This window comes from Kitasatospora sp. NPDC054768 (assembly GCF_053612025.1).
Window position 1 is genome coordinate 19,284 of record NZ_JBSHBN010000086.1, and the last position, 20,288, is coordinate 39,571.

Annotated in this window: 21 protein-coding genes; 13 read left to right on the plus strand and 8 right to left on the minus strand. The window is 67.9% G+C overall.

Going from position 1 to position 20,288, the window contains the following annotated elements:
* Positions 1-9 precede the first annotated feature (9 nt).
* Both ACWGKU_RS24090 and ACWGKU_RS24095 read right to left on the minus strand, forming a co-directional pair.
* Positions 10-579 carry an N-acetyltransferase family protein gene (locus ACWGKU_RS24090; protein ID WP_452179435.1) on the minus strand — a complete coding sequence of 190 codons (570 nt, stop codon included), beginning with the start codon at positions 577-579 and terminating at the stop codon, positions 10-12.
* Positions 580-602: 23 nt separating this feature from the next.
* On the minus strand, positions 603-1,493 hold the full coding sequence (locus tag ACWGKU_RS24095; protein WP_452179437.1) for an NAD(P)-dependent oxidoreductase: 891 nt from the start codon (positions 1,491-1,493) through the stop codon (positions 603-605).
* A gap of 106 nt (positions 1,494-1,599) precedes the next feature.
* On the opposite strand from ACWGKU_RS24095, the gene ACWGKU_RS24100 reads away from it, so the two are divergent.
* Positions 1,600-1,947, plus strand: a complete 348-nt coding sequence (locus ACWGKU_RS24100; protein ID WP_359898000.1) for a winged helix-turn-helix transcriptional regulator — start codon at positions 1,600-1,602, stop codon at positions 1,945-1,947.
* Between the two features lie 42 nt (positions 1,948-1,989).
* Here ACWGKU_RS24100 and ACWGKU_RS24105 read toward each other — a convergent pair whose 3' ends face one another.
* Complete coding sequence (locus ACWGKU_RS24105) at positions 1,990-2,412, minus strand: DUF350 domain-containing protein (protein ID WP_387693905.1); 423 nt, start codon at positions 2,410-2,412, stop codon at positions 1,990-1,992.
* A 138-nt stretch (positions 2,413-2,550) separates the two neighbouring features.
* On the minus strand, positions 2,551-3,039 hold the full coding sequence (locus ACWGKU_RS24110; protein ID WP_401045229.1) for an LURP-one-related/scramblase family protein: 489 nt from the start codon (positions 3,037-3,039) through the stop codon (positions 2,551-2,553).
* A 128-nt stretch (positions 3,040-3,167) separates the two neighbouring features.
* Here ACWGKU_RS24110 and ACWGKU_RS24115 point away from each other — a divergent pair, with 128 nt between their 5' ends.
* From ACWGKU_RS24115 to ACWGKU_RS24140, 6 genes are all read left to right on the plus strand, one after another.
* Complete coding sequence (locus ACWGKU_RS24115; protein WP_452179438.1) at positions 3,168-3,752, plus strand: GNAT family N-acetyltransferase; 585 nt, start codon at positions 3,168-3,170, stop codon at positions 3,750-3,752.
* Between the two features lie 7 nt (positions 3,753-3,759).
* Positions 3,760-3,900, plus strand: coding sequence for a thioredoxin domain-containing protein (locus ACWGKU_RS24120; RefSeq protein ID WP_400665173.1), 141 nt, complete (start codon positions 3,760-3,762; stop codon positions 3,898-3,900).
* A gap of 21 nt (positions 3,901-3,921) precedes the next feature.
* Complete coding sequence (locus ACWGKU_RS24125; RefSeq protein WP_452179439.1) at positions 3,922-5,457, plus strand: recombinase family protein; 1,536 nt, start codon at positions 3,922-3,924, stop codon at positions 5,455-5,457.
* Positions 5,458-6,530: 1,073 nt separating this feature from the next.
* Positions 6,531-6,671, plus strand: a complete 141-nt coding sequence (locus ACWGKU_RS24130) for an HNH endonuclease (protein ID WP_452179440.1) — start codon at positions 6,531-6,533, stop codon at positions 6,669-6,671.
* A gap of 265 nt (positions 6,672-6,936) precedes the next feature.
* Positions 6,937-7,512 (plus strand): recombinase family protein, encoded by a 576-nt coding sequence (locus tag ACWGKU_RS24135; protein WP_452179441.1) that lies wholly within the window; start codon positions 6,937-6,939, stop codon positions 7,510-7,512.
* A 214-nt stretch (positions 7,513-7,726) separates the two neighbouring features.
* Positions 7,727-9,091, plus strand: a complete 1,365-nt coding sequence (locus ACWGKU_RS24140; RefSeq protein WP_452179442.1) for a DUF6602 domain-containing protein — start codon at positions 7,727-7,729, stop codon at positions 9,089-9,091.
* Positions 9,092-9,459: 368 nt separating this feature from the next.
* On the opposite strand, the gene ACWGKU_RS24145 is transcribed toward ACWGKU_RS24140, so the two are convergent.
* Positions 9,460-10,287 (minus strand): DUF4231 domain-containing protein, encoded by an 828-nt coding sequence (locus ACWGKU_RS24145; protein ID WP_452179443.1) that lies wholly within the window; start codon positions 10,285-10,287, stop codon positions 9,460-9,462.
* Between the two features lie 575 nt (positions 10,288-10,862).
* Positions 10,863-11,057 carry a hypothetical protein gene (locus ACWGKU_RS24150; RefSeq protein ID WP_452179444.1) on the minus strand — a complete coding sequence of 65 codons (195 nt, stop codon included), beginning with the start codon at positions 11,055-11,057 and terminating at the stop codon, positions 10,863-10,865.
* Between the two features lie 311 nt (positions 11,058-11,368).
* Between ACWGKU_RS24150 and ACWGKU_RS24155 the strand changes: the two genes are divergently transcribed.
* From ACWGKU_RS24155 to ACWGKU_RS24170, 4 genes are all read left to right on the plus strand, one after another.
* Entirely contained in the window at positions 11,369-12,112 is a 744-nt protein-coding gene (locus ACWGKU_RS24155) for an XRE family transcriptional regulator (RefSeq protein ID WP_452179445.1), read from the plus strand.
* Positions 12,113-12,115: 3 nt separating this feature from the next.
* On the plus strand, positions 12,116-12,586 hold the full coding sequence (locus tag ACWGKU_RS24160) for an NUDIX domain-containing protein (RefSeq protein ID WP_452179446.1): 471 nt from the start codon (positions 12,116-12,118) through the stop codon (positions 12,584-12,586).
* 214 nt (positions 12,587-12,800) lie between these two features.
* Entirely contained in the window at positions 12,801-13,046 is a 246-nt protein-coding gene (locus tag ACWGKU_RS24165; protein WP_452179447.1) for a hypothetical protein, read from the plus strand.
* A gap of 48 nt (positions 13,047-13,094) precedes the next feature.
* A complete protein-coding gene (locus tag ACWGKU_RS24170) occupies positions 13,095-14,930 on the plus strand; it encodes an NHL domain-containing thioredoxin family protein (protein ID WP_452179448.1) in 1,836 nt (611 codons plus the stop codon).
* 98 nt (positions 14,931-15,028) lie between these two features.
* Here ACWGKU_RS24170 and ACWGKU_RS24175 read toward each other — a convergent pair whose 3' ends face one another.
* Together ACWGKU_RS24175 and ACWGKU_RS24180 are read right to left on the minus strand one after the other, a co-directional pair.
* Positions 15,029-16,336 (minus strand): M18 family aminopeptidase, encoded by a 1,308-nt coding sequence (locus tag ACWGKU_RS24175; protein WP_380351644.1) that lies wholly within the window; start codon positions 16,334-16,336, stop codon positions 15,029-15,031.
* 282 nt (positions 16,337-16,618) lie between these two features.
* Positions 16,619-18,448, minus strand: a complete 1,830-nt coding sequence (locus tag ACWGKU_RS24180; RefSeq protein ID WP_401045220.1) for an acyl-CoA dehydrogenase — start codon at positions 18,446-18,448, stop codon at positions 16,619-16,621.
* A 213-nt stretch (positions 18,449-18,661) separates the two neighbouring features.
* On the opposite strand from ACWGKU_RS24180, the gene ACWGKU_RS24185 reads away from it, so the two are divergent.
* Positions 18,662-19,165: an SseB family protein gene (locus ACWGKU_RS24185; protein WP_380546231.1), complete on the plus strand. Its 504-nt coding sequence runs from the start codon at positions 18,662-18,664 to the stop codon at positions 19,163-19,165.
* 123 nt (positions 19,166-19,288) lie between these two features.
* On the plus strand, positions 19,289-20,248 hold the full coding sequence (locus ACWGKU_RS24190) for a pirin family protein (protein ID WP_401045217.1): 960 nt from the start codon (positions 19,289-19,291) through the stop codon (positions 20,246-20,248).
* Positions 20,249-20,288: the final 40 nt, after the last annotated feature.

The window sequence follows — 20,288 nt, forward strand, 5'->3', positions numbered from 1 at the left end:
GGCCGGAACTCACCCCCTCGGGGCGGCGAAGCAGTGGACGGTGACGGTGCGTCCGGAGGCCCACCGCTGGTCGCCGCCGCCGAGGTGGGTCCAGCCGAGGCGGCGGTAGAGGGCCACGGCGGCGGTGTCGGTGGCGAGCACGTCGAGCACGGGGTGCAGGCCGAGCGCCCGCGCGTGCGCCACGGCGCAGGCCAGCAGCCGGGCGCCGACGAGGCGGCCACGCGCCTCGGGGGCGACGTAGAGCCGGCCGATCACGGCGGTGAGCTCCGGGCGGCCGCCGGTGCGCCCGCTCCACAGGACGGGGGCGAGGTCGCCCGGGGCGCTGCGGGCCAGGCCGACGTGCCCGCCGAGCCGGCCGTCCGACTCGGCGATCCAGGCGGCGAGCAGGCCGTCCGGGGTCAGCCAGGCGGCGGGGCGGTCGGGCCAGTCGGCGGGATAGCCGTCGACGGTGTGGACGTCGCCCAGCACCCGGACGCAGTCGGCGAGGTCGTCGGCGCGGCGCGGTCTGACGACCACCCCCGCCCCGGCCTGCCCTGGTTCGGACGCGACGACGGTGGCGCGTTCTTCGAGGTCTGCCATGCCGGTACGTTACCGGCCGGCCCTCACCGTCGCAGCAGGTCGACGACCCCGGTCAGGTCCTCCCCACCGCCACCGACCTCCAGTCGGCGCTCCATCAACCGAAAGTACGGTTCGAGGAGTTCGGCGCTCACCCGCTGCTCCTCGGCGGTGCGCAGCAGCGTCTCCTTGCCGGCCACCTGCATCGCCAGGTTGGACACCACGTCCGTGGCGTAGTCGCCGCTCTCCAGCTGCGCCGCCGTCCTGGCCACCGAGCCGGACATCGCGGCCAGCCAGTCGCCCAGCAGCGGCGCCAGCCCGCTCGGCGCCACGGCCTCGCCGCGGACCAGCGCGAAGGCGTGCGCGATCCCGGCGAACATCCCGTACATCCCGCTGAGCAGCGCCACGTCGTGCAGCGCCGCGTACCCGGCGTCGGCGCCCACGTAGCGGGTACCGGCCGGGACGGCGAGGGCGCCCCCGTGCTCCTCGAACAGCTCGGACGAGCCGCTGTAGAACACGTACGCCCCGGCCGCCGGGACGCCGATCATCGGCGGGACGGCCATGATCCCGCCGTCCAGGTAGCGGGCGCCGCGCTCCTCGGCCCAGGCGGCCCGGGCACGGGCCTGCCCGGGAGTGCTGGTGACCAGGTTGACCAGGTCCTTGCCGGTCAGGTCGACGCCGTCCAGCGCCGCCGGCACGGAGGCGTCGTCGAGCAGGCAGACGACGACCAGCCGGTTCGCGGCGACGGCCCGCGCGACGGTGGCGGCGACGGTGGCGCCCCGGGCGGCGAGTCCGTCGGCACGGGCGGCGGTGCGGTTCCAGACGGTCAGCGGGTGCCCGGCGGCGAGCCAGGCCTCGGCCAGCGCGGTGCCCATCGCGCCGAGGCCGAGCAGGGTGAGCGGGGTCCTGGGGGTGTTCTCAACGGGGTTGGTTGCCATGGCAGTCAGCCTCCGCGCCGGCCCTGGAAACGATCAAGTACGCACTTCGAAGTGGGTGGTTACCCTGGGGTGAGCATCGAGCTGGCAGGGGCCGGAAGGGGTGGGCATGGCGATCGTGTCGAGGCCTGGGGCGCACGTCTGCGGGACCGACGCCGCGATGGACGTGATCGGCGGCAAGTGGAAGGTGTCGATCCTCTGGGCCCTGGGCGAACGCCCGCACTGCCGCTTCGGCGAGCTGCGCCGGCTGCTGCCGGGGATCACCGAGAAGGTGCTGGCCGCGCACCTGCGCGAGATGGAGGCGCACGGCATCGTGCACCGGGAGGCGTACGACGAGGTGCCGCCCCGGGTCGAGTACGCGCTGACCGGGGCGGGGCACCGCCTCAACACGGCGCTGGGGCCGCTGGGGGACTGGGGGCGGGAGCACGTCCTGGGCGAGGCGCCCCGCCCGGCGTAGCGCGGCCCGGCGTAGCGCGGCCCGGCGCAGCGCGGCCCGGGCCTACGCGATCGCGGCCGACACCACCGCCGCCACCGCGATGTTGCAGGCCGCGGACACCCACACCGCCGGGTGCGGCTCCGGATCGACCAGGATCTCGCCGAGCCTGCCCGGCGTCAGCAGGTCCACCAGCCAGAACGCGACGGCCATCAGCACCAGCCCGAGCAGGCCGTAGCAGGCCGTCGACACCAGGCCCTTGCCGAAGTCGGCATAGGTGTACATGATCGCGGTGAAGACGATGCCGCCGATGCCGAGCAGGGCGGAGCTGAGCAGGACGGCGGCGTTGCGGTTGCGCTCGACCCAGATCTGCCGGCCGAGCTTGCCGGGCGTCAGCAGGTCGACCAGGCCGATGCCGAGGAGCAGCAGCACCACGCCGAGGGTGCCGTAGGCCGCCGCCGCACCGAGCCCGTGCAGGATGTCGTTCATCGTGGTTCCAGCCCCCGGTCCGCTCATGCCGTCCCCCCGACCGTGCCGGTCGGGGCCCCCGACCGGCCTGGTCAAGGGTTGGCAAAAGATACCCCACCCGGGTGAGGGCGGACCGGGGACCGGGAAACCGGGGACGGGTCAGTCCTCCTCCTGCACCAGGTGGTCGACGCAGGCCGCGACGGCCAGCAGCAGACCGGCGTCCGCGCCGTCGGCGATCTCCACCCCGTAGGTGTCCCGGATCCGGAACCACTTGCGGCTGATCCGGGCCAGCTCGTCGCCGTGCTGGTTCTCGACCCGGTAGTCCTTGTCGATCAGGTTGCCGTGGATCTTCAGCTCGCCGCCGGAGGCCAGCTCCACCAGGTACTTGTCCCGGAACGGGGTGAACAGCTTCTCCCGGACGGTGGCGACCACCTCGCCGTCGGCGTCCTCGATCCTCATCGCGTCGCGGACGGTGAGCATCTTCTCCCTCACCACCGCGACCACCCGCCCGTGCGCGTCCTTCAGCTCGAAGGTGTCCCGCAGCCGCAGGACCTTGCCGTCCACCAGGAACGCCTTGTGCCCCCGGTCGTCCTCGATCCAGTAGTCCTCGCCGACCGCGAACAGCTTCTCCCTGACCAGATACCGCACCGTGCGACCTCCTCCGTGGTGACGTCGCCCCATTCGACCCCGAGCGCCCGGCCGCGGAGAAGCACCGCCACGGAGCACCGGCCGAAAACCCCGTCGCACGGCGGCCCCCGGTCCCCTTCAATACCGCCATGCACCCCGACCTCACCAACGACCTCACCAACAGCCTCACCAGCGGCCTCACCACCGCCGAGCTGCGCAGCGAGCGCCTCGACCTGCTGCCGATCGCCCCCGGGCACGCCGAGGAGCTGGCGGCCGCGCTCGCCGACCCGGCCCTGCACGCCTTCACCGGCGGCCGCCCGGCCACCGTCGAGGAGCAGCGCGCCCGCTGCGCCCGGCTCGCCGCCGGCTCCCCCGACCCGGCCGAGGCCTGGGGCAACTGGGTGCTGCGGCTGCGCGCCGACGGCGCCCTCACCGGCTACGTGCAGGCCACCGTCCGCCCCGACGCCTCCGAGGCCGAGGTCGCCTGGGTGGTCGGCACCCCCTGGCAGCGCCGCGGCCTGGCCACCGAGGCCGCCCGCACCCTGCTCGCCCACCTCGCCGACGCCGGCGTCACCACCGCCGCCGCCCACATCCACCCCGACCACCACGCCTCCGCCGCCGTCGCCCGCGCCCTCGGCCTGCGCCCCACCACCCGCACCCAGGACGGCGAGACCCGCTGGCAGTCCGACCTCACCCGGCACGCCCGGAATGCGGGCACCCGGCGTGCGGTTTGATTGACGCATGGCATCTCGTGCACGTGTACGCGCCCCCGAGCTGGTCGGGGCAGGCGGTTGGCTGAACACCGGCGGCAAGGAGCTCGCGCTCGCCGACTTCCGGGGCAAGATCACCATCCTGGACTTCTGGAAGTCCTACACAATGTAGGGATCTCCAGAGGGGGCGTACGTGCACCACCACACCCTGTGTGACCTGTACCTTCGGCTGTCCTTGGACCGGGACGGCAAGACGGCGATCGAACGCCAGGAAGCCGACTGCCGCGCATGGGCCGAGCGCAACGGACTGACGGTCCGCAAGGTCCACATCGACCGAGGCCGATCCGGCTTCAAGGACGTTGAGCGCAAGGGCTTTGACTCCGCCCTTGCCTCTGTGACTGCGGGAGTCGTCGGAACCCTGATCGTCTGGAAGCTGGACCGGCTCTCCCGCAAGGGCATCGGCCAGGTCGGCAAGGTCCTGGACGACATCGAGAAGGCGGGCGGCCGTCTGGTCTCCGTCGTGGACGGTCTCGACACCTCGAACGACTCGGCCCGCATGGTCGTTGCCATGCTCGCCGAACTCGCCCGCTCCGAGTCGAAGAACCTCGGCACCCGCGTGGCCCACGCGAAGCGGCACCTGCGCCGACAGGGGCAGTGGATCGGCGGACAGCCACCGTACGGGCTGCTGGTCGACCCCGCCACGAAGAAGCTGACGCACGACCCCGAGACGGCCGTCTACGCGCGGCTGATCGCGGATGACGCGCTGGCCGGCAAGTCCCTCGTGCAAATCGCACAGCTGCTCAACGAGTACGACATCCCCTCGGCCCGGGGTGGCCAGTGGAACGCCGCGAGCATCATGAACCTGGTCAAGTCGCCCGCCTTCGCCGGTCTCATGCCGGAGACCGAGACCATCGAAGCCGAGGACGGCAGCCGGAAGTTCACGAGCCGGGTGTTCCCCTACCGAGACCCCGAGACGCTGGGCACGGTCAGCATCGGCGAGGGAATCATCACGGTCGGCGAGCGCGACCAGATCATCCGGCAGCTCGAATCCCGGACCCGTACCCACGCAGGCAAGCGGATGCCGAAGCCGAACGGCACGGCACTGCTCACCAGCCTGGTGTTCTGCGACGTGCCCGGGTGCGGTCGTCGGATGCACAAGGTCGGCAACAGCTACCAGTGCATGGCTCGCCGAGCGGGCAACCAGTGCCCCGGTGCGAGCGCCATGGCCGACCGCGTGGACGAGTACGTGTCCGAGTGGTTCCTCTCGCTGCTCCCCACACTGGATCTGGACGACCCCCTGTTGGTGGCAATCGCCGACCGGTGGGTGAAGCGGACCGACCCCGAGACCTTCGCCAAGCGGGACGCGATTACCTCCGAAATCACTGACCAGGAAGCCCGGTTGGCTGACCTGGAGGATGCCCGCTACGTCCGGGGCGAGTTCGACCGCCCCGGCGCCCTCGAACGCTACGAACGCCTCGCCGCCCGGCTCCAGAGCCGTATCGACGGCCTGCGCGCCGATCTCACCGCCCTTCCGCTCCCGGCCGTCGACATCTCCCCGCTCCTGGACAGCGAGTTGCTACTCCCCGCCTGGCAGGCTTCGACGCAGGACCAGAAGCGGGACCGCCTGTCCCTGGCCATAGACGGCGTGTTCATCAGCAAGGGCGAACGAGGGAAGCGCTTCGTCCCAGAGCAGCGCGTCCGCATCAAGTGGGCCGAGATCAAGGAATAGCCCCCAGCCTCCCCGTAGCGGCCCCTACAGCCCCGTCCGGCCCCCTCTTTGGCTGGGCGGGGCCTCTTCATGCCTTCTGCCGAGCGTGTAGCGGCTCGACTGACGGCCGCCGAGCCCGTTCGCCGTGTGTAGCCTCCTGCTGCGCCAAGCCTGGCTGACCACCGTTCGTGGCATGTCGCCCGAAAACCTGGTGGCAGGCAGATCGGCTTTCCTGGCAGCGTGTGTGACCTGCGGTGATCCTGTCAGTGGCCGCACCTAGGGTCGTGGATGCTCTCGGGCTTCGGTTGCAGTTTCGTCGGGTGAGTGGCGAAACGATGTTGGTGGGGAGGGGTCTGGATTGTTCTCCTTTGCTTCTTTACCCCCGACGCCGGAGTCAGGTCTCGCCCTTGCGGTTACTGGCCTTCGGCACTCCCGTCGCAGCGCTTCATGATCAACAAAATGGGATGGGAGGGGTTCGTTTGGCGGCCCTCGAAGAGTCGCGCGCCACTTGTTCGGAGTGTGGGGGTCCACGCCCCCGGCCCGACCGTGCAACGTGCGGTGCGAGGTTGTGTGTCGAGTCGGCACGGTTGCAGGTTGCTGCCCGCCGTGCGCGTGAGGCGGTGCGCGCTGCTGCGGGTGCTCCACGGTGTCATCGCTGTGATGAGCCGCATGGTCGTGATGCGTGGGCGCTGTATTGCGTGCGGTGCGCTGGGGAGGTGGACGAGTCCCGGCGGGCGGAGCGCCGCAAGCTCTCGGAGCAGAGGCGGCAGACGGGCGCCCAGAAGCCTTGCCAGGGGCCGAAGTGCTCGAAGCCCGTGGGGTTGTCACCGAGCGGCCCTGACCGGCTCTACTGCTCGGATCAGTGTCGTCGCACTGCTGAGCATGTACGCAAGCGCGCCCGGACCAAGCCCGATCCTGTGCCGTGTCGTCGTTGCGGCAAGCCGGTGATCCTCAAGTTTCGTGACGGGGTGTGCCGCACATGTCAGAAGGTACAGCGCACGGTCGCCCGTCGCGTGACGTTGCAACGTCACGTACGTGAAGCACACGGGGACGCCGGCTGTTTTCACTGTGCGGCTGAGCTGCCCGAGGGAGGCGTGATTGACCACCTGCGCCCCATATCGCGGGGCGGGCTGTCGACGGTCGCCAACCTGCGCGTGGTGTGCGTGCTGTGCAATGCGTCGAAGAAGGATCAGCTCTTGGATGAGTGGACTCCGCCACTGCTGGCCGAGCGCTGACCTCCCCAGGCGGGCACCCCCCTTCGCTCCTGGCCGGAACCGGGAGGGAGAGAAAACTCTCGCGTGGCTGATCAGGGCATTTGCGCGGAGGCGCCCGCGCTGGTCGTCGTGACGTTGGGTCACCTTTGCGGGTCGTCTCAGAAACGATGGTTTGTGAGACGCCTCGCCGACAGGATGCAACGACCCTGTCCTCGCGTTCAAAACCCGTCTCAAAACCTTCTCTGAGCCCGTGGTGTTATGAGACGAGTTCTGAGACGCTTGAGGCATGGCGACGACCAAGACCACCGGCCACCTGATCGGCTACGCCCGAGTCTCCACCGACGACCAGGAGGCGCAGTTCCAACACGACGCGCTCACCGAAGCGGGCTGCGATCGGATCTTCACCGACAAGGCCAGCGCGAAGAACACCGACCGCCCGGAGCTGTCTGCGGTCCTGGACTACCTCCGTCCCGGCGACACCCTGTACGTATGGAAGTTGGACCGCTTCGCCCGCTCATTGATCGACCTGGTAACGATGGTGGATACCCTGTCGACCCGGGGCATCGGCTTCAAAGTTCTGACGGGTGCGCTGGCGAGCATCGACCCGAACACCCCCGACGGACGGCTCATGCTCCAAGTGGTCGGCGCGATGGCGGAGTTCGAGCGGAGCCTGATCAAAGACCGCACCCGGGCCGGCCTGGACGCCGCCAAGGCGCAGGGCCGCATCGGTGGTCGGCCGAACGCCCTGGACGCCGACAAGCTCGCCGCTGCCCGTGCCCGCCGAGCCAAAGGGGAGAGCGTGACCGCGATCGCCAGGGCATTGGGGGTAAGCCGCGCGACCTTGTACCGCCACCTCGGATAGGAGTGGCGTACCACCGATTTGACCAGTAGGCCCGTACGCATAGGCGTGATCAAACCTGCCCGCCCCTAGTCTTGACAGCCCTCGGGGCCCAATCGAAGTGATACTCGATGTGTATCACCGCCCGCCCCCGTGTCGCTGCCACGGACAGTCCAGTCAGCCAACCACGTGCAAGATCGTTTCCGCGAACGCCATAATTGCCTCAATACTTTCATCTATGATGAGCCATCAAGAATCATGCGAAGGACAAGAATTGGGGCGAGGTTCGGTGATTCGCACGGCCGCAGATCTTCTTTCAGAAATTCTCCGCAAGGAGTTGCCCAAACTTGATCAGGTGCCCATAAAGCACGCCCCGACGATTGGGGACATGTACGAGGGACTTTCTTCGAGCATATTGAATCGCGCCCTTCCGGATGGCCTGGGGCTGCGAGTAGTGACCGGATTTGCCTGCGATGACGATGGTCGCCTTTCTGGTCAAATGGACTGCATGGTAGTGAAGGGAGAGGGGGAACGGCTGCCATACAGTGAAACTTACGTATGGCACGTGAAAGACATCATTGCCGTCATCGAGGTGAAGAAAAATCTTCACTCGGCCGAGCTTCGCGACGCATTTTCCCAGCTTAAGACGGTCAGCGCAATCGAGCACCCTTATTATCAAGGCAATGAGGAGCTAGACGACCCAAATCGAAGCATGGGCCCCTCAATCAGAACGTTTGCCGAGATGACCGGGCGGGCCGCCTGGGGAGCAGATGGGATTGCCACCCTCTCATATGCAGAGGAGGCCATACTTAATGCCCTTGCCTTGGAGCAGGTTTCCGCAATCCGAGTCATCCTTGGGATGCATGGGTTCAAGAGCGAGCAAAACTTCAGATCCTCAATGGTGGAGTACCTTGAGGAGAATATTGGAAATATTGGCTTCGGTCCGACAGATTTTCCTCAGCTGATCATCTCAGGTGGCTATTCTCTCGTGAAGACCAATGGTCGGCCATTCATGGCGCCTCTGGTCGACGGCTGGTGGCCGTTCTACTTCTCGACACCAGAAAACCCCCTACGGCTACTGCTGGAATTTATATGGACGCGACTAGATGAAATGTATGGATTTGGCCACCAACTCTGGGGGGAGGATCTTGAGATGGAGGTCGGCAGGGGCCTACTGAGCTTCCGCGCCGTCCATGTCGATGGAAGAAGTGGCTGGCAAGCAAGAGTGCATGAGATCAACAAAGAAGAGCTCAACAAGATTCCAGTCACTGAACAGTGGAGCCCGAGCTTTATCGGAGAGGAGGAATTTGCTTTGCTTGTGCGGCTATGCCAAGGAATGGAGGTCCACGCCGATGACTCTGAAATATTGTCATGGCTAGAGTCTCGCGGAACTGAATACGATAGCGTGCGTGATCGCCTACTGGAGACTCATCTTGTCGCATCTTACGGGCGACACCTAAAGCTCATCACAAAGGAATGCGGACTGGCAATTCTCCCAACTGGTGAATATGTAGCCGCAGAGAACAGTACCGGCCGCTTGACTCGCTGGATCGCCCGTTGGACGGAGTTGCGCGAACATACCTCGGATACGCTGGAGGAATGAATTCCCAAGAATCTGATCGATCGACAGCACTCAACTGTACTTCCAAACTTAAGCACCACTGACGTTCCAACCCGGGGGCGACAAGGAAACGGGCGGGGCCATACTTGCTGCGGGTTAGTGGCTCTCCCTGTGTCCGGGTGTATATGGTGGGAGTGCTGCGGAAGTTCAGCATGTTATCGTCTCGCGATCCCGGCTCCAGCTCGAAACGTACGCGCTGGGTGTGATGCCGTTTTCCCGCCCCAGATGGCCAACTATCCAATTTCTCAAGGGAATCAGATTCTCAAAGAATCGAGAAATGGGCCCTGGAGGCGCCTCTAAGGGCGTTTAAAGCAGCGGGAAATCTAGCCCGCACACCCCTACCGGCAGATTTATTCGCCAGGAGAGGCGCCTTGCGCCGGCTGGTCAAGCTGTTGCTGACGTTTACGCTGTTCGTTCTGCAAGATCTCAGCCCTTTCGGTGAATTCAGCAATCGCCTCTTCGTCTGTCGCGATAGAGCGGTATCGTCCGATTTTGAGATTTACCGCATTGAGCTCTTCCTCAAGTGAATCGGCTGTCTGCTGCAGGTAGAAGCTCCTCTCGCGATACTTAAAATAGCCAGTAAATCCGGCTGAGATTCCGACGGAGAAGCTCGCGGCCACTGTAAATAGCTGCCCCCTGGGGATCGAATCACCGAGGGCAGCGACTGTTGACGTGGTCAGTGATCCGACGATGATTACACTCTGGAATGCGTTGTGAATGGCGCGATATCGAGTTCCGCTCCGCTGATACCGCTCGATGGACCCGTGGACGCTTTCCTTGTAGATATGCCTTCGCGAAGGCGGGTCGAGGTTCAGCTGAACAGCCAGCAGCCTCTTCCGCTCGTGCGCTAGCTCCAGCTCCAACTTCTGCTCTGCGATATATTTCAAACTCCATGGCGACAGATCGTGACTGTCCGCCAAATTGAGCGCCATCATGATGAGGGCGATGTCTATGGGGATGCAGGCAACATTGATTCTCGCAAGGTCGACGCGACCCCAGAGTGCGACATTCCCAATAAAAATAAGGAGAGTGAGAATAGGGGCTGCCGAGTATACGGAGAGATGGCGAAATCGATTGATTCTGGCCGCATGGAGATTATGTTCGATCTCCAGGATGGACCTGCTCTGTTCAAGCTGCAGCTCAACAGGGCCAAGTTCCTGATCTCCTTGAGCGGCCAAGCCATCCCCCCGGATTGTGCACTTGCATCATGCTTCCATCGTCCTGTTGTGGAGAATGGTAGCGATCGAACGGCCTCTCGCTTCGGCTTGGGAAGGACGGCCCCGAGATTCGACACCGCACCCACCGCCCGCACGAACACCGGGCGCTCTGGCAGCAGGTGCGTGACCGGCAGTGACGACGGGAGATCCTGCGGGATGAACTGTCGCTCGATCTTCCCGAGGTAGTCTCCAGCCGCGCACGCTCCGGGGTCCCCATGGAGCCTTGCTTCTCTGTCGCTGCCGTCACTGGAACCCGTCCCGGCCGGAACCTTCCCCAGGCAGCCGGGACGGGGGTCTGTAGGGCACGTCAGCGCCACGGGTGATTGGCTTCCCGCAGTCTGGCGAGCAGAGCCGCCCGCCGGTCGCGTTCCTCGGGCGTCAACGGCGCTTCGCTGAACTCCTCCGGAGAGAGGACCGGTCGAAGTCCAGCGGACCGCGCAGGAGGCCACGGGTGGGACCTCATCCAGCCGAACGGGTCCACGGGCGCAGCATCCCCACAAGGGCCCTCCATGAGGGTCTGAGGGTCCTCATGGACGTCACCCGTCATCGCGCACCGCCAGACATTCCCCGTCATCCAGGTGCTGGGCGCGCCACTTGGCGACCTTGCGCAGGATCGTCGGGTTGTCGGGGTACTGCGCTGCCATGCCATCGAAGAGTTCACACCCGGGGCACTTGCCGGCGTCCGGGGCAGTGCTGGCCGTGATCGGCAGGATGCGCCCGACCAGCGCCATGCGGCTAACGCCCGCCATGGGACACCGCCGAAACGCCAGGAACCCCTTGGTCAACCATCCGGGCCGACGCCTCGGCATTGCGGTCGCTAAGAACGTGGAAGGACGCCAACGCCCCGCTATGCGCCGCCTTCTGCTCGGAGAACGTCCGCGTGCCCCTGTCCTTCGCCCTCATAGGCCTCCTCCCGTTGATCTGTCACCAAGGTCTGACAGCGCCCGGGACGGTGAAACCTCGCGCAAAGGACACTTCAGAACGTCCCTCACGCGGTACAACGTCCTTACAGGAGTCCGGGCCTTGCGGGGAGACAGACGAGATGCCCAACGAGAGGCTGAAAGCCGTTATGGCGTCGGGTGGTTGGACGTGCGCCGCCTTGGCGGACAAGGCCGGCGTCGACACCAAGTCGGTTGAGCGCTGGGCCAATCAGAACCGGACGCCCCGGTTGAGGACGGCCCGCCTGGCCGCCGAAGCGCTGGGAGAAGACATGTTCGCACTGTGGCCGAGCCTGCGGCAGCCACGAGCCGCGCGAGCGATAAGCCCCGAGCTGGTAGCCCTGTACGAGCAGCGGGCCGACCTACCGGTGTCCGTCATCGTGGACTTGCTGGAGAAGGCCACTGATCGCATCGACGTGCTGGTCTACGCCGCTGTGTTCCTCCACGAGGCCTACCCACGGCTCAACGATCTCCTTCGGGAGCGCGCCGCCGAGGGCTGTGCGGTCCGGATCGCCATCGGCGACCCCGACAGTGAGAACGTGAGGCAGCGCGGAGAGGAAGAGAAATTCGGCCACGGCATCGAATCCCGGTGCAGGCTCGCCCTCATGCACTACCGGCCGCTCCTCGGCACGCCCGGCATCGAGATCCGGACCCACGGCACCACGCTCTACAACAGCCTCTACCGGGCCGACGACCAGTTGTTGGTGAACGCCCACGTATGGGGCGTGAACGCCTTCGGAGCGCCGATCTGGCACCTTCGACGGACAAGTGCGGGAACGCTCTTCGGCACCTACGCTTCGAGCTTCGATGCGGTGTGGAACACCGCCCGACCGGTCGAGGAGAGCTGATCCGTGGCACGGACCGAGTACTACGACGATCCCAACGCCCCCAAGCCCAACCGACTGGTGGTCGCTGCATCCGCCGTCGTGACGGACGACGCCGGGCGCATCCTGCTCCAACGACGGGTAGACAACGGCCTGTACGCCCTGCCCGGCGGGACGATGGATCTGGGCGAGTCGCTGCCAGGCACGGCCGTGCGGGAGGTCTTCGAGGAGACCGGTCTGGAAGTCGAAATCACCGGCCTGGTCGGCACGTACACCGACCCGCGTCACGTCATCGCCTACTCGGACGGCGAGGTGAGGCAGCAGTTCAACGTCTGCTTCACCGCCCGGATGACAGGCGGCACGCTGCGCATCTCCGACGAGTCCACCGACCTCCGCTTCGTCCTCCCCGAGGAGATCGCCGGCTTGCCGTTGCACCACACCCAGCAGCTACGGCTCCAGCACTTCCTGGAGCAGAGGACTTCCCCTTACCTCGGCTAACCCGACGAGAAGCACCGAGAACCCTGGCCGCCGCTGTCAGTTCCGGGACGGGGCCGGGTGCAGCATCATCTGTGATCGGCTCTCGACTCCCGCCCACGGAAAACCAACAACGTCTCGGCGCAGGGCTTGAAAAGATCCACGTGTTGGACATGGTCACTCACGTTGAGCCGAACGCGGCCCTTCGAGGCCATGCCCTCGGAACGGGAGGAAGGCCATGTTCGAAGACGTCGCCGGGCTGCGCCCCGAGGTGGCCGAGCAGTGGACCGCGCTGGTCGAGGAGTGTCGTCCCGTCCTTGCGAGCGAGGGCATGGACGCGGTGCAGACCCTGCTGGTCGCGCGCGGAACGAGCATCGTTCCGGCGGTCGCCATCACGAAGGCTCTGCTCGGTTGGGCGGACACTCCGCTCCTGGTCGCGCGCGAGATCGTGGAGACCAGCGCTGCCCGCGCAGCAGCCACCTGAACCGGCACGCCCGGAATGCGGACGGGTGACGTGGGGTTTGATTGGGGCATGGCTTCTCGTGCACGTGTCCGCGCCCCCGAGCTGGTCGGCGCCGGTGGATGGCTCAACACAGGCGGCAAGGAACTCAAGCTTGCCGACCTGCGAGGTAAGTGTGTCGTACTAGACTTCTGGACCTTCTGCTGCATCAACTGTCTGCACGTCCTGGACGAGCTGCGGGAGCTGGAGGAGAAGCACCGCGACACCGTGGTGATCGTCGGGGTGCACTCGCCGAAGTTCGTGCACGAGGCCGACCACCAGGCGGTCGTCGACGCCGTCGCCCGCTACGAGGTGCACCACCCGGTGCTGGACGACCCGGCGCTGGTGACCTGGAAGCAGTACGCCGTCCGGGCCTGGCCGACGCTGGTGGTGATCGACCCGGAGGGCTACGTGGTCGCCCAGCACGCCGGCGAGGGCCACGCCCACGCGCTTGCCCGGCTGGTCGAGGAGCTGGAGGCCGAGCACGCCGCGAAGGGCACGCTGCGCCGCGGCGACGGCCCGTACGTGGCGCCGGAGCCGAGCGCCGGGGACCTCAAGTTCCCCGGCAAGGCGGTCCGGCTGCCGAACGGCCACTTCCTGGTCGCCGACTCCGGCCACCACTCGCTGGTCGAGCTGGCCGAGGACGGCGAGACGGTGGTGCGCCGGATCGGCGACGGGCAGCGCGGCCTGGTGGACGGCGACGGCGCGGACGGCGCCGGCCCGCGGTTCAGCGAGCCGCAGGGCCTCGCGCTGCTTCCCGAGGGCCACCCGTACGACTACGACGTGGTCGTGGCCGACACCGTCAACCACGCCCTGCGCGGTGTCCGCCTCGCCGACGGCCGGGTGACCACCCTGGCCGGCACCGGCCGCCAGTGGTGGCAGGGCTCGGCCACCGAGGGCCCGGCCCGCGAGGTGGACCTCTCCTCGCCGTGGGACGTCGCCTGGTTCGACGGCCGGGTGTGGATCGCGATGGCGGGCGTGCACCAGCTGTGGTCGTACGACCCGGCCGCCGGCACCGTCGCGGTCGCGGCCGGCACCACCAACGAGGGCCTGGTGGACGGACCCGCCGCCGAGGCCTGGTTCGCCCAGTCGTCCGGCCTCGCGGTGTCGGCGGACGGCGAGCGGCTCTGGGTCGCCGACTCCGAGACCTCCTCGCTGCGCTGGGTTTCACGTGAAACAAAGGCGGTCCGCACCGCCGTCGGCAGCGGCCTGTTCGACTTCGGCCACCGCGACGGCGCGGCCGGTCAGGCACTGTTCCAGCACCCGCTGGGCGTCACCGTGCTGCCGGACGGCTCGGTGGCCGTCGCCGACACCTACAACCACGCGCTGCGCCGCTACGACCCGGCGAGCGGCGAGGTCAGCACCCTGGCCACCGACCTGCGCGAGCCCTCCGGGGCGGTCCTGGTGGACGGGGACATCGTGGTGGTCGAGTCGGCCCGGCACCGGCTGACCAGGCTGCGGCTGCCGGAGGAGGCGGTGCAGGTCGAGTCGGTGGCGCACCGCACCCGGCGCGCGGCCACCGAGGTCGCCCCGGGCGCCTTCCGGCTGGACGTGGTCTTCGAGGCGCCGAACGGCCAGAAGCTGGACGAGCGCTACGGCCCCTCCACCCGGCTGCTGGTCAGCGCGACCCCGCCCGAGCTGCTGCTCTCCGGCGCGGGCGCGGACACCGACCTCTCCCGTGAACTGGTGCTCTCCGCCGAGGTCACCGAGGGCGTGCTGCACGTCTCGGCGATGGCCGCCTCCTGCGACGACGACCCGGAGATCGAGTACCCGGCCTGCCACGTGCACCAGCAGGACTGGGGCGTGCCGGTGACGCTGGTGGCCGACGGCGCCCGCCGCCTGCCGCTGGTCCTCGCCGGGATGGAGTAACGCCGGACGACGCGGGACGACGCGCGGCGCCACTGAACGGCGCGGGACGACGCGAAGGGGCCCGGCGGACGACCGCCGGGCCCCGCTCGCCGCCGTTCTCAGCCCTCCAGGAAGGCCTTGAGCGCGCTCGCCAGCAGGTACGGGTCCTCCGCCCCGCACAGCTCGCGCGCCGAGTGCATGGAGAGCGCCGCGATACCGCAGTCCACCGTCCTGATGCCCAGTCGCGCCGCCGTGATCGGGCCGATCGTCGTCCCGCAGGGCATGGCGTTGTTGGAGACGAAGCTCTGCCACGGCACGCCGGCCTTCTCGCAGGCGGCCGCGAACACCGCCCGGCCGACGCCGTCGGTCGCGTAGCGGTTGTTGACGTTGACCTTGAGGATCGGCCCGCCGTTCGGCATCGGGTGGTGGCCCGGCTCGTGCCGCTCGCTGTAGTTCGGGTGGACGGCGTGGCCCATGTCCGAGGAGAGGCAGACGGTGCCGGCGAGCGCCCGGGCCCGGTCCTCGGTGGTGCCGCCGCGCGCGTGGATCGTCCGGTCCATGACGTTGCCGAGCAGGGGGCTCTGCGCGCCGGTGTCGGACTCGCTGCCGGTCTCCTCGTGGTCGAAGGCGGCCAGCACCGGGATGTACGGCAGGTCGGCGGCGCCGTCGGCGGTGGCGACGGCGGCGAGCGCGGCGGTGGCCGCGTGCACCGAGAGCAGGTTGTCCAGGCGCGGGGCGGCCAGCAGCTCGCGGTCGCGGCCCAGGTAGGAGGCGGGCTGGACGTCGTGGGTCATGAGGTCCCAGCCGACCACGTCGGCGGCGGCCAGACCGGCCCGCCCGGCGACGTAGGAGATCAGCGCGCCCTCGTCGACCGGGCCGAGGCCCCAGATCGGGGTGAGGTGGCGCTGCTTGTCGAGCTTCATGCCCTCGTTGACCTGGCGGTCCAGGTGGATGGCGAGCTGCGGGACGCGCAGCAGCGGCTCGTCCAGCTGGACCAGCCGGACGGTGCCGTCCTTGAGCGCGAGCCGGCCGGAGAGGCCGAGGTCGCGGTCCAGCCAGGTGTTCAGCGGGACGCCGCCGTAGATCTCCACCGCGACCTGCCGCCAGCCCTCGGAACCGGTGTCCGGGACGGGCTTGACCCGCAGGTTGGGCGAGTCGGTGTGGGTGCCGACGATCCGGAACGGGGTCTCGGGGCCCGCCCCCTGCGGCAGGTACCAGGCGATCAGCGCGCCCCCGCGGATCAGGTAGCGCCCGCCGGCCGCGTCGTCCCACGCGTCCGTCTCGGCGACCTGCCGGAAGCCCGCCTTCTCCAGCCGCTCCGCGGCGCTCGCCACCGCGTGGTACGGCGAGGGCGAGGTACCGAGGAACGCGATCAGGTCGTCGCTGTGCGTCCGGTCGAAAAATGCCTGGCGGGCGGCGGTCGACATACTGCTCCTGGGTCGAGTGAGGGCCGAAGCCGGATGGGGAGTCGACTTCGCACCTGAGCATATGCCCGTACACGGACACGGCATTCGGAACGCCTCAGCCGCGAACCGGCCCGCGCGGCCGGTGGTTTCCGTCCTCCGGACCGCGGCCGCGGACACACCGAAGGGCCCGGTGGCAGCCGGGCCCTTCGGTGCGAGGGTGTGTCAGGCGGTTCGAATGCCGGGAGGCGTCCCGCACGGCGCGCCCCGGGAAGGGCGGTGGCGGGTGGCCCCGGGACGGGTGACCTAGAAGGCCTCCTCCGCCAGCTCCATGATCTCGTTGTCGATGCCCTCGGCGATCAGTCGCTGCGGGGCGACGGTCGGCAGGACGTTCTTGGCGAAGAAGCGGGCCGCCGCGACCTTGCCCTGGTAGAAGGGGACGTCCTTCTCCGAGGCGCCGGCCTCCAGCTTGGCCAGGGCCACCGCGGCCTGGCGCAGCAGCAGCCAGCCGACCACGACGTCACCGGAGACCATCAGCAGGCGGGTGGTGTTGAGGCCCACCTTGTACATGTTCTTGACGTCCTGCTCGACCGAGGTCAGGTCGGCGATCAGCTTGCCGACGATGGCCTCCAGGTCGCCCGCGGCCTTGGCGAGCAGGTCGCGCTCGGCGGCCAGGGCGTCGCCGCCCTCGGCGGAGCCGATGAACTTCTGGATCTGCTCGTTCAGCGCGGTGAGCGCCTGGCCGCCGTCCTTGACGATCTTGCGGAAGAAGAAGTCCTGGCCCTGGATCGCCGTGGTGCCCTCGTACAGGGTGTCGATCTTGGCGTCCCGGATGTACTGCTCGATCGGGTACTCCTGGAGGTACCCGGAGCCGCCGAAGGTCTGGAGCGACTGGGCGAGCTGCTCGTAGGACTTCTCCGAGCCGTAGCCCTTGACGATCGGCAGCAGCAGGTCGTTGAGGCGCTCGGCGGCCTCGTCGCGCTCGCCGCGCAGCTTGGCGGCCATCATGTCGTCCTGGGTGGACGCGGTGAACAGGACCAGCGCGCGCATGCCCTCGGCGTAGGCCTTCTGGGTCAGCAGCGAGCGGCGCACGTCCGGGTGGTGGGTGATGGTGACGCGCGGGGCGGTCTTGTCCAGGAACTGCGATATGTCGGCGCCCTGCACGCGCTCCTTGGCGTACTCCAGGGCGTTCAGGTAGCCGGTGGAGAGGGTGGCGATGGCCTTCGTGCCGACCATCATGCGGGCGAACTCGATGATCTTGAACATCTGGCGGATGCCGTCGACCTTCTCGCCGAGCAGCCAGCCCTTGGCCGGGTGCTTGGCACCGAAGGTCATCTCGCAGGTGTTCGAGGCCTTGAGGCCCATCTTGTGCTCGACGTTGGTGGCGTAGGCGCCGTTGCGCTCGCCCAGCTCGCCGGTCTCCCAGTCGAAGTCGAACTTGGGGACGATGAACAGGCCCAGGCCCTTGGTGCCCGGCTTGCCGCCCTCGGGGCGGGCCAGCACCATGTGGATGATGTTCTCGGACATGTCGTGCTCGCCCGAGGTGATGAAGCGCTTCACGCCCTCGATGTGCCAGGAGCCGTCCTCCTGCTGGATCGCCTTGGTGCGGCCGGCGCCCACGTCGGAGCCCGCGTCGGGCTCGGTGAGGACCATGGTGGAGCCCCACAGGCGGTCGGTCATCCGCTTGGCGATCTCAAGCTGCTCCTCGGTGCCCTCCTCGGCGATGACGCCGGCGAAGGCCGGGCCGGAGGAGTACATCCAGATGGCCGGGTTGGAGCCCAGGATCTGCTCGGCGAAGGCCCAGATCAGCGAGTTCGGGGTGACCTGGCCACCGATCGACTCCGGGATGCCCAGACGCCACCACTCGGCGTCCATGAAGGTCTGGTAGCTCTTCTTGAAGGCGGCCGGGACCGGCGCGGTGTTGGTCTCCGGGTCGAACACCGGCGGGTTGCGGTCGGTGTCGGCGAAGGACGCCGCGAGGTCGTTCTCGGCGAGGCGTGCGATCTCGCTGAGGATGTTCTTCGCGGTCTCGACGTCCATGTCCGCGAACGGTCCGGTGCCGTACACCTGCTCGCGGCCGAACACCTCGAAGAGGTTGAACTCCACGTCCCGCAGGTTGGACTTGTAGTGACCCATGGCCGTTATCTCCGGTTCGTCGCTTCCGGGAGACCGCCGCGTTCCGGCGTCCCGTACCCACCAGTAGGCATCATGATGCTACCCAGCGGTAACTTGGGCAAGCCCCCGCCGGTGAATCCGCTATGAACGTGGTCACGTCCCACAGTCGGGGCGACCACTCCTTGTCAGGATCGATGCCAGCACAAGAGGGTGCGCTCCCGCTAGCCTGTCCGTGTGTACGGATATGACCAGAACACATACCCGGGCGACCCCTACCAGCAGCAGGCGGGACCGCAGCAGGGCATGAACGGCATGCCCGGACCCGACGCCTACGGCGGGCAGTCGCAGGCCCCCCAGCAGTCCCTGTACCCCGAACCGTCGCCGCCCTCACTCGCGGACGCCGTGCGGGCCTTCACCACCGGCTCGATGGCGGTCGAGGACTTCCAGGCGATCTTCATCACCTCGAAGGTGCACTGCCCCCGCGGCGACCGCCCCGGCTTCCTGGCGCTGCACAACACCCCGACGCCGGTGATCCCCATGTTCAGCTCGCTGAAGGAGCTGCGCCGCTACGCGGGCAAGGAGTCCAAGCACTTCACCGTGACCGGCGCCGAGGTCCTGGACCTGCTGCCGACCGGCTACGGCTTCGCGCTGGACATGGAGGGCGAGCACCGGATGGTGTTCGACGCCAAGGCCGTCGAGCAGATGGTCGACTTCACGATGCGCCGGATGTACGGCTGACCCATCCTGGAAGAGGAGCCCCCGCTCCTCCGTCTCTACATAGTTCAATTTTCAACTTGCTTGTTGTTGAGAATTGAACTAACCTCGTGCACGTAGGCCAGACACCCCCCGAAGGAGGCCGACATGCCCGCCGTGACCGTCGACAACCCGCTGACCCTCCCGCGCGTCACCACGCCGGACCCCGCCGTCACGAGCGCACGGCCGGTCCTCACCGTGGCGACCGCCCCCGAGGGCTTCGAAGGCGAGGGCTTCCCCGTCCGCCGCGCCTTCGCCAAGATCAACACCAAGTACCTCGACCCGTTCATCATGATGGACCAGATGGGCGAGGTGGACTACGCGGCCGGCGAGCCCAAGGGCACCCCCTGGCACCCGCACCGCGGCTTCGAGACCGTCACCTACATCATCGACGGAACGTTCATCCACCAGGACTCGCACGGCGGCGGCGGCACCATCACCGACGGCGACACCCAGTGGATGACGGCCGGCTCCGGCCTGCTGCACATCGAGAGCCCGCCGGAGTCGCTGGTGATGTCCGGCGGCCTCTTCCACGGCCTCCAGCTGTGGGTGAACCTGCCCGCCTCGGACAAGATGATCGCCCCGAAGTACCAGGACATCCGCGGCGGCAGCGTCAAGCTGCTCAGCACCGAGGACGGCGGCGCGCTGCTCCGGGTCATCGCGGGCGAGCTCGACGGCCACCAGGGCCCCGGCACCACCCACACCCCGATCACCATGATCCACGCGTCGATCAGCCCCGGCGCCCAGATCACCCTGCCCTGGCGCGCCGACTTCAACGCCCTCGCCTACGGCCTCGCGGGCAGCGGCTCGGCCGGCGCCGAGCGGCGCCCGTTCCACATGGGCCAGGCCGTCGTCTTCGGCGACGGCGACTCCATCACCCTGCGCGCCGACGAGAAGCAGGACTCGCGCAACGCCACCTTCGAGGTCGTCCTCCTCGGCGGCCTCCCGATCCGCGAACCCGTCGCCTGGTACGGCCCGTTCGTGATGAACAGCCACCGCGAACTCCAGCAGGCCATGGAGGACTTCCAGGCCGGCCGGCTCGGCACCGTCCCCGCCGACGGCCACTGAGGGTCCGGAGCGGAACGGCGGAACGGTCGCAGGTGTCGCC

Bases quoted from the DNA above. Each gene is read 5' to 3' on its own strand.
- ACWGKU_RS24175 (WP_380351644.1), bottom strand. From the start codon at position 16,336: ATGTCGACCGCCGCCCGCCAGGCATTTTTCGACCGGACGCACAGCGAC.
- ACWGKU_RS24120 (WP_400665173.1), top strand. From the start codon at position 3,760: ATGGCATCTCGTGCACGTGTACGCGCCCCCGAGCTGGTCGGGGCAGGC.
- ACWGKU_RS24165 (WP_452179447.1), top strand. From the start codon at position 12,801: ATGTTCGAAGACGTCGCCGGGCTGCGCCCCGAGGTGGCCGAGCAGTGG.
- ACWGKU_RS24115 (WP_452179438.1), top strand. From the start codon at position 3,168: ATGCACCCCGACCTCACCAACGACCTCACCAACAGCCTCACCAGCGGC.
- ACWGKU_RS24105 (WP_387693905.1), bottom strand. From the start codon at position 2,412: ATGAACGACATCCTGCACGGGCTCGGTGCGGCGGCGGCCTACGGCACC.
- ACWGKU_RS24095 (WP_452179437.1), bottom strand. From the start codon at position 1,493: ATGGCAACCAACCCCGTTGAGAACACCCCCAGGACCCCGCTCACCCTG.
- ACWGKU_RS24090 (WP_452179435.1), bottom strand. From the start codon at position 579: ATGGCAGACCTCGAAGAACGCGCCACCGTCGTCGCGTCCGAACCAGGG.
- ACWGKU_RS24190 (WP_401045217.1), top strand. From the start codon at position 19,289: ATGCCCGCCGTGACCGTCGACAACCCGCTGACCCTCCCGCGCGTCACC.
- ACWGKU_RS24170 (WP_452179448.1), top strand. From the start codon at position 13,095: ATGGCTTCTCGTGCACGTGTCCGCGCCCCCGAGCTGGTCGGCGCCGGT.
- ACWGKU_RS24155 (WP_452179445.1), top strand. From the start codon at position 11,369: ATGCCCAACGAGAGGCTGAAAGCCGTTATGGCGTCGGGTGGTTGGACG.
- ACWGKU_RS24150 (WP_452179444.1), bottom strand. From the start codon at position 11,057: ATGGCGCTGGTCGGGCGCATCCTGCCGATCACGGCCAGCACTGCCCCG.
- ACWGKU_RS24140 (WP_452179442.1), top strand. From the start codon at position 7,727: ATGATGAGCCATCAAGAATCATGCGAAGGACAAGAATTGGGGCGAGGT.
- ACWGKU_RS24135 (WP_452179441.1), top strand. From the start codon at position 6,937: ATGGCGACGACCAAGACCACCGGCCACCTGATCGGCTACGCCCGAGTC.
- ACWGKU_RS24100 (WP_359898000.1), top strand. From the start codon at position 1,600: ATGGCGATCGTGTCGAGGCCTGGGGCGCACGTCTGCGGGACCGACGCC.
- ACWGKU_RS24180 (WP_401045220.1), bottom strand. From the start codon at position 18,448: ATGGGTCACTACAAGTCCAACCTGCGGGACGTGGAGTTCAACCTCTTC.